The 7,321-nt window shown below is 68.6% G+C and carries 8 protein-coding genes; 3 read left to right on the top strand and 5 right to left on the bottom strand.

Annotated features, from left to right (window positions below; all coding sequences use genetic code 11):
- The 3 genes from WA805_RS26275 to WA805_RS26265 all read right to left on the bottom strand — a co-directional run.
- Positions 1-166: glycosyltransferase (locus WA805_RS26275; protein ID WP_425243691.1), on the bottom strand; the 166-nt coding region annotated here is incomplete at its 3' end.
- A gap of 38 nt (positions 167-204) precedes the next feature.
- Positions 205-546: an STAS domain-containing protein gene (locus tag WA805_RS26270; protein ID WP_422276987.1), complete on the bottom strand. Its 342-nt coding sequence runs from the start codon at positions 544-546 to the stop codon at positions 205-207.
- Positions 547-642: 96 nt separating this feature from the next.
- Entirely contained in the window at positions 643-1,113 is a 471-nt protein-coding gene (locus WA805_RS26265) for an ATP-binding protein (protein WP_422276985.1), read from the bottom strand.
- A 203-nt stretch (positions 1,114-1,316) separates the two neighbouring features.
- On the opposite strand from WA805_RS26265, the gene WA805_RS26260 reads away from it, so the two are divergent.
- A complete protein-coding gene (locus tag WA805_RS26260; RefSeq protein WP_422276983.1) occupies positions 1,317-2,099 on the top strand; it encodes an ABC transporter ATP-binding protein in 783 nt (260 codons plus the stop codon).
- 26 nt (positions 2,100-2,125) lie between these two features.
- Here WA805_RS26260 and WA805_RS26255 read toward each other — a convergent pair whose 3' ends face one another.
- Positions 2,126-4,000, bottom strand: a complete 1,875-nt coding sequence (locus WA805_RS26255) for a PAS domain S-box protein (RefSeq protein ID WP_425243690.1) — start codon at positions 3,998-4,000, stop codon at positions 2,126-2,128.
- 268 nt (positions 4,001-4,268) lie between these two features.
- Between WA805_RS26255 and WA805_RS26250 the strand changes: the two genes are divergently transcribed.
- Positions 4,269-4,859 (top strand): universal stress protein, encoded by a 591-nt coding sequence (locus tag WA805_RS26250; RefSeq protein ID WP_422276979.1) that lies wholly within the window; start codon positions 4,269-4,271, stop codon positions 4,857-4,859.
- A gap of 17 nt (positions 4,860-4,876) precedes the next feature.
- Complete coding sequence (locus tag WA805_RS26245) at positions 4,877-6,331, top strand: flavin-containing monooxygenase (protein WP_425243689.1); 1,455 nt, start codon at positions 4,877-4,879, stop codon at positions 6,329-6,331.
- Positions 6,332-6,339: 8 nt separating this feature from the next.
- Here WA805_RS26245 and WA805_RS26240 read toward each other — a convergent pair.
- Positions 6,340-7,321: ABC transporter permease (locus WA805_RS26240; RefSeq protein WP_425241097.1), on the bottom strand; the 982-nt coding region annotated here is incomplete at its 5' end.

Genomic DNA, 7,321 nt, shown 5'->3' with positions numbered 1-7,321 from the left:
GCACCGCGGCGCCCGCCTGCCCGGCGACGTCGGCTGTGGCGTCGCACGAGCCGTCGTCGACGACCCCGACCACCTCGACGCCGGGAAGCGCGGCCGCGGCCGTGACGGTCGCGCCGACCAGGTCCGCCTCGTTATACGCCGGAATGACGACGGCCACCTGTGACATAGGCCGATCGTAAATGGCCCGGCCGCGTTGCGGGGTTATTACTGGCCGGGAAGAGTCGCCGGCGAGGGAATGATGGTGAATACCGAGTCGAGGGCGGTGACCTGAAGAATCTTCATGACTGCCGGGCGCGGCGCGGCGAGCTCGAGCTCACCGCCACGCTCCCTGACCTGCCGCAGGCAGGACAGCAGGACGTTCATGCCGGTGGAATCGCAAAACTCCACGCCGGACATGTCCACGACGATCCGCGATGCCGGAGCGGCGTTGGCGATGACTTCGGCCAGCTCGCTTTGTAGCCGCGGAGCGGTATAAAGGTCGATTTCCCCGGTTGCGATCACAATTGCGTGATCTCCGTGAGACCGACTTGAGACATGAAGCTCCACGGCTGGAACCCTACCGCCACTGCCTGCCGGAAAGCTAGCCTCAGGCGGCTCGATCCCGCTCATCCGGCAGACTGGCCGGATCCCGGCCCATCGGGCTTACGCATCCCGTGACGAGGCAGTTACCAAACCAGTCTTGCTGCTATACCGTATCGGCAGTTCGGCCCACACGGTCGTCTCCGGCTCCCCGTCCTCCTCCGCGCCGTCGTCCTCCTGCGCGCGAACCCCCCAGTGCAACGAGAGGCGGGCCACGATGCCTAGCCCGCGCCCGCCGATCGCCCAGTTCGTCGGCTCATTTACCGCCGGCGTCGTCGGGCCACCGCCGTCGCTGACCGCGACCTCCACGCTGTCCTGCAGCAGCTTCCACGAGACTTTGACAACGCACCCCGGAAGGGGACTAGCGTGCCTTAGGGCATTGCTGATAAGTTCACTAATCACTAGCCCGGCGTCACAAGCCGTAGCCTCGTAAACGCCCGCTTCGGTGAGGTCACCAATCAGGCGGCGGCGTGCGACGCCGACGCTAGAGGCTGTAAACGGGAGCAGTAGCGCGCTCGACGTAGCCACCTCCATAGTCACCCCGCCCCGTCCGCGGAATTGAACGAACCCGGCATGAGCGGCATGCCCGTTGAGAACGCCGTGAAACCGTGAACATCATATTTCGCGGGCGTTATCCGGCTATTTGTCCGCACCGTGTTGGCACGAATGGCGCCGTGGACGAGGTAACGTCTGGGTCGTGACGTTCGCTCATCGCGCCGGACTAGCCGGGGGAGACCATGGCTGACCCGACCGTCGTCGTCGACGACCTGCACGTGGTCTACCGCGTGTACGGGGCCGGCGGCAACAAGGGCACCGCCGCCACGTCGCTGATGCGGCTGGTCAGGCGGCAGAAGCGCGCGTCCATCCGCGAGGTGCACGCGATCCGCGGCATCTCCTTCGTGGTCAACCACGGCGACGTGATGGGCGTCATCGGCCGGAACGGCTCCGGGAAGTCCACGTTGCTGCGGGCCATCGCCGGATTGCTGCCCGCCGAGCAGGGCGCCGTCTACACGACCGGCCAGGCCGCGCTGCTCGGCGTGAACGCCGCGCTGCTCGACGACCTCACCGGCGAGCGGAACGTGGTCCTCGGCTGCCTCGCGATGGGCATGCCGCCCGCGGAAGTGAAGACCAGGTACGAGCAGATCGTTGACTTCTCGGGGGTCGGCAGGTTCATCGACCTGCCCATGCGCGCCTACTCGACTGGCATGGCGCAGCGCCTCCGGTTCGCTATCGCATCCGCCAAGAGCCACGAGATCCTGATGATCGACGAGGCGCTCGCTACTGGCGACGCGTCGTTCCGGACCAAGAGTCACAACCGGATCAAGGAATTGCGGGACGAGGCCGGCACCGTGTTCCTGGTCGCGCACAACCTCGGTGAGATCGAGCAGAGCTGCAACCGCGTGATCTGGATGGAGGCGGGCCAGATCATGCGGGATAGCGATGACGTGCCCGGTGTGATCGATGAGTACCTGGCCGCTACCGGGGGCGAACCGCGGCACCGGGAGCAGGCGCGGCTCTGACAGCGGTTGGGCCGCGCGGGGTTTCCCTATGAGGCGGTAGCGCGGCGCAGGCTTAGTCGCATTGCGGTGCCGCCCGCTGGGCGGGACTGCGCCACCACGGTCCCCTCTTGGGCTACCGCCAGGCGGCGGACGATGTAGAGGCCTATGCCTACGCCGCCGAACCTTCTGCGGTCACCGGTCTCGCCCTGGTAGAAGCGCTCGAAGATGCGCTCGTGGTCGCCGGGGTTGATGCCGATGCCCTCGTCCGCAACCTCGACCTCGATAGTGGGGTCGGTGGATCTGGCCCTTACGGTGACCTTGCCGCCTGCCGGGGAGTACTTGACGGCGTTTTCCAGGAGCTGGCCGACGATTATGTCGGTGGCCATTGGATCGCCGTGGGCCGGCGGAAGGCCGGCCGGGATGTCAGCTACTACTTCGTGCTTGTCTGAGAGGGCGTCGAATGAGATGACTGCTGCTCTCAAGAGGGCGGCCAGGTCGAAGGGGCCGTTGTCGACCGGGAGCTGATCGGCGCCCGCCCGGGCGCCGAGGAGAAGCTGCTCGACCAGGCGGCCCAGGGACCCCGCGCGTTCCGCGATCGTCCGGACCGCGGAACGGCGGTCGGCGTCGGATAGCTGGTCCCAGCGGCTGGCCAGCGTGGAGGCGAATCCCTGCACCACCGTGATGGGCGTGCGCAGTTCGTGGCTCGTGGTAGCGAGGAACAGGTCCTTGGCTTCCTCGAGCTCCTTCGCGGCGGTGACGTCACGGAAGTCGACCACGCGCTCGCCGCTACCGCCGAGCGCGGTGCACAGCACGTCGAGCCACCGCCCGCTGGTCAGCTTGTGCGTGCGCCGCTCGCCAGGCTCGGGCAGCGGAAACGGCGGTGGCGCGCCCATCACCTCACTCGCCGGCATGCCAGTGATCCGGTGCGCGGCCGGGTTCCACTGCTTCACGTTCCCCTGCTCGTCAAGCACCGCGATGCCATCCGCGCTGCCGTCGATGACCGCGCGCTCGTGTGCCCGCTGCCGCACGACCTCTTCGAATGCCATCGCGTTGGTCAGCGCTACCCCGGCGTGACCGGCGAGCAGCTCGAGCAGTTCGAGTTCGACGTGGCTGAGGGTGCGCCTGTTGTACAGGGCGTAGAGCGCGCCGTACGGTCGCCCGCCCACGTGGGACAGGCTCAGCGCGATGGTGTGCAGCCCCGGCAGCGCCGACCAGATCAGGTCGTCGAAGCCGCCGGACTCGCCGGTCGCCATCATCACGGTCTTGCCCGACCTGAGGAGTTCGCCGACCAGGCTGTTCGACAGCGACGCGACGCGCCCGCGCAGCCTGGCTGGCAGGCCTGCGGTGGATACCAGCCGCAGCCGGTCCTCCTCGATGAGCACGAACCCGCCGGCGTCCGCGCCGGTCAGCTCTCGCAGGCTGGCCGCGATCCTGTCGAGCACCGACTCCAGGTCGCGCTGCCCGCTCATGTCCGCGACCACATCGCCGAGACGGCGTACCACCCGCGCGCGCTCGGCCATGTAATGCCTGGCCACGTCGTCCTCGCCGGTCTGGTGGCAGATGTTCACCCAGCCGATCACGCCGCCGCTGCTGTTGGTCAGCGCGCTGGTGTCGATGCGCACGTCGAGCACGGAGCCGTCCTTGCGGATCCGCCTGGTGGCGAAGGAGATCTGGCCGCCGCCGCGGACCCGTTCGAGCACCGCGTTGTGCTCGGCGCTGAGCTCTTCCGGAATGGTCGGCGGCTTCAGGCCGATGACCTCGGTGGCGCTCCAGCCGAACATCCGTTCCGCCGCGGGGTTCCACAGCAGCACGGTGCGATCGGTCCCGAAGGCCACGATCGCGTCGGCGGCGCTCTCGATCACCGCGCGCGCTGTCGCGTCCACCCGGTCCCGCGGGTCCGCCAGCCCCGCATGTTCTGCCACCACGTTCTTCATCGTGCCACCTGGAAGGACCCGGGACAGCGAAAGGGCGTTACTTCCCCTTCTTAACGAGGGTGACCGGACAGATCGCCGCCGGGTGCTTCCGCGACGGCCGCAGGGCGCCTATAGTGCTGGCTGTCCGCACGCCCGGACGCGAATAACTCTGGCGCTGCTGGGCATTGCACGCGTATATGTATGTTCCGCTTAACCGGCGGGTAGGTTACTTGCTATAACAAAACTATTGACCCCGTGTGGCCGCTAGGACGCGCATATGGACCAGGCTGAGCCTTCCCCGGAAAAGGGCCTGCCTGAGCAGCGCGGCGCTGATGAGCGCGGCGCTGGGCAGCAAGGCCCGCTTCAGCGGCAGCGCCGGCCAGAACGGCGCCGCCACCGGGAGTCCGTGCGCCCCGATGAGTTCCTGCCCTGCCAGCCGCGTCCGAACAGCCTGGCTCATCCCGTTATCGTCGGCTACGACGGCTCCGCGTCGGCACGCAACGCCCTCGCGTACGCCGCCGGGCTGGCCCGGCGGCTCGACCGGCCGCTGCTCATGGTCTACGTGACGTCTCCCGGCGTCTACTGCGAGCCGCTCACCGGCCAGGTGGTCGGGCTGCCAAGGGATAACGACGCACTGGAGCGCTGGCTGCTCACCGAGCTGGACCAGGTCGCCGACCCGAGCCAGCTCGAGGTGCACGTGCGAACCCGGCGCGGCAGCCCCGCGCGGGAACTGGGCGCGATGGCGGCGGAGTTCAGTGCCGACGCCCTGGTGATCGGCGCGCCCAGGCACTTCTGGCACCACGTCGCCGGCTCGGTCCCCGGCTGGCTAGCCCGGCACGCGAGCTGCCCGGTCATCGTGGTCCCGTAAGGCCTAGGGTCCCTCAGGTGCGGCACAAAATCGTCATCATCGGCTCGGGGTTCGGCGGCATCGGGATGGGCATCGGCCTGCGGAAGGCGGGCTTCGACGACTTCGTGATCCTGGAGAAGGCCACGGAACTCGGCGGGACCTGGCGGGACAACCGGTACCCGGGCTGCGCCTGCGACGTGCCGTCGCCGCTCTACTCGTTCTCATACGAGCTGAACCCGGGCTGGAGCCGGCTGTTCGCGCCGCAGCAGGAGATCTGGGACTACCTGCGCGGGTGCGCCGCCAAGTACGGGATCGAGGAGCACATCAGGTACGGCAGCCGGGTCGAGTCGGTGGCATGGGACGACGCGGACCAGCTGTGGACCGTGCGCACCGCGGACGGCGAGCGATACCGCGGGCACGCAGTGGTATCCGGCGCGGGCGCGCTGCACATCCCGTCGTATCCGGAGATCCCTGGCATCGACTCGTTCGCCGGCGACTCCTTCCACTCCTCGTCCTGGGATCCCGCCGCCAGCCTGGCGGGGAAGCGGGTCGCGGTCATCGGCACTGGTGCCTCCGCCATCCAGTTCGTCCCCGCCGTCGCCAGCGAGGCCGCGCACCTGACCGTGTTCCAGCGCACGCCGCCGTGGATCCACCCGCGGCCGGACGCCGGGATGCCGCCGCGCACGCGTGCGGCGCTGCGCGCCGTGCCAGGTGCCGCGCGTGCGCTGCGGTACCTCGTCTACTGGGGGCTGGAAAGCCGCGCGGTCGGCTTCGCGGTCGACCCCAGGCTGATGGCGCCGCTGGAGGCGATGGCGCGCAAGCATCTTGAACGGCAGGTACCCGATCCGGGGCTGCGAGCGCGGCTGACCCCGGACTACACGATCGGGTGCAAGCGGATCCTGCTGTCCTCTGACTACTATCCGGCGCTGCAGCGGCCGAATGTCGAGCTCGTCACCGACCGCATCACGGCGATCGCCCCGTCCGGTGTCGTGACGGCGGACGGGGCGCTGCACGAGGCCGATGTGCTCGTCTTCGGCACGGGATTCCGTGTCGTCGACGCGGCCGCAGAGCTGAACGTGGCCGGGCGCGATGGCGTCAAGCTCAAGGACGCGTGGGCATCGGGCGTCGAGGCCTTCCGCGGGATCACCGTCCCCGGCTTCCCGAACTTCTTCATGCTCCTGGGCCCGAACACCGGCCTCGGCCATACTTCGGTCGTGTTCATGATCGAGGCCCAGGTTCAGCACGTGCTGAGCTGCCTGCGCGTCTTGTCGAGGGCGAAGGCGAGCACGATCGAGGCCAGGGCGCCCGCGGCACGCAGGTATAACGACGCTTTGCAGCACAGGCTGCGCCGCGCGGTGTGGAGCGCGGGCGGCTGCCGCAGCTGGTACCTCGACGACTCGGGCGTGAACCGCGCTATCTGGCCGGGATTCTCCTTCGAGTACTGGGCCCGTACTCGCCGCGCACGCCGCCGCGACTACGAGCTTGACGGTTAGCCAGCGCCTTACTCTGTTCGCAGGGCGGTGGCGGTCCGGGAGCGGGCCGCCCATGAGGCCGGGGCCAGCGCCCCGGCGATGGCGATGACCAGGCCAGCGAGGCCTAGCAGCACCATCTCCGGTGCCGAGTAAACGGACATCACCGACTGCGGGATGCCGGAGTTCGCCGCGCTGGCCATCGCCGGGAGCACGTTGTGGTGCAGCAGGATGCCGACGGGGACCGCGACGATGCCCGCGACGAGGCCGGTGATGCCGACCGAGCAGACCACCATGCTGAGGGTCTGCCGCGGTGTCATGCCGAGGGCCTTGAAGATGCCGATGTCGTGGGCTTTCTCGCGGATCTGCAGGGCGACGGTGTTCAGCACGCCGAGGCCCGCGATGGCGATGATCAGAAGGGTGAGCATCGTGACCAGGGTGATGATGGCGACCAGCGCCTGGCCGCCGCCTCCGGTGCCGACGAAGTAGCTGTTGCCGAGCGTGTTCTGCAGCGCGACGGAGTAGTCGTCGGCGCTCACCCCGGGCCGCAGCGAGACCGCGAAGCTGGCGGGGCCGGTGACCGTCGGGTCGATCGCGGTGAGCGTGGCCTGGGACATGTAGATGCTCACGTCGTTGCCCGGCTGGAACACCTCTCCCACGATCTTCGCTGTGACCTTGTGGGTCCCGTTGACCAGCGTGTACGTGTCTCCGACCGCGGTTTTCGTGTCGGTAAGGAACAGCGTGTTGACGTCGATCTCGCGAACGCCAGGCGACTGGGCGTACCAGCCACCGGAGATCAGCACGAGGCCCGACCAGGCCGGATCGCCGCCGCCGTAGGCGGTGATTTGCGCGCCGCCGTTGGAGCTGTCCAGGCCGGGCAGCGAGAGGTTGTCGGCCGCCTGCGTCAGGTAGTGCTGCGTGCCAGGGGTCGCGGCGATCGCCGAGCTGATCGTGTCCTGCTGCACCGCGGTCAGCGCGCCGAGGCCGTGGAAGTGGGGGCCGATGGTGATATGC

This window comes from Trebonia sp., from assembly GCF_049794275.1.
In the GTDB taxonomy this organism is placed as follows: domain Bacteria; phylum Actinomycetota; class Actinomycetes; order Streptosporangiales; family Streptosporangiaceae; genus Trebonia.
Note: the sequence above shows the minus strand (reverse complement) of the source record. Positions and strands in the feature narration are given on the sequence as shown.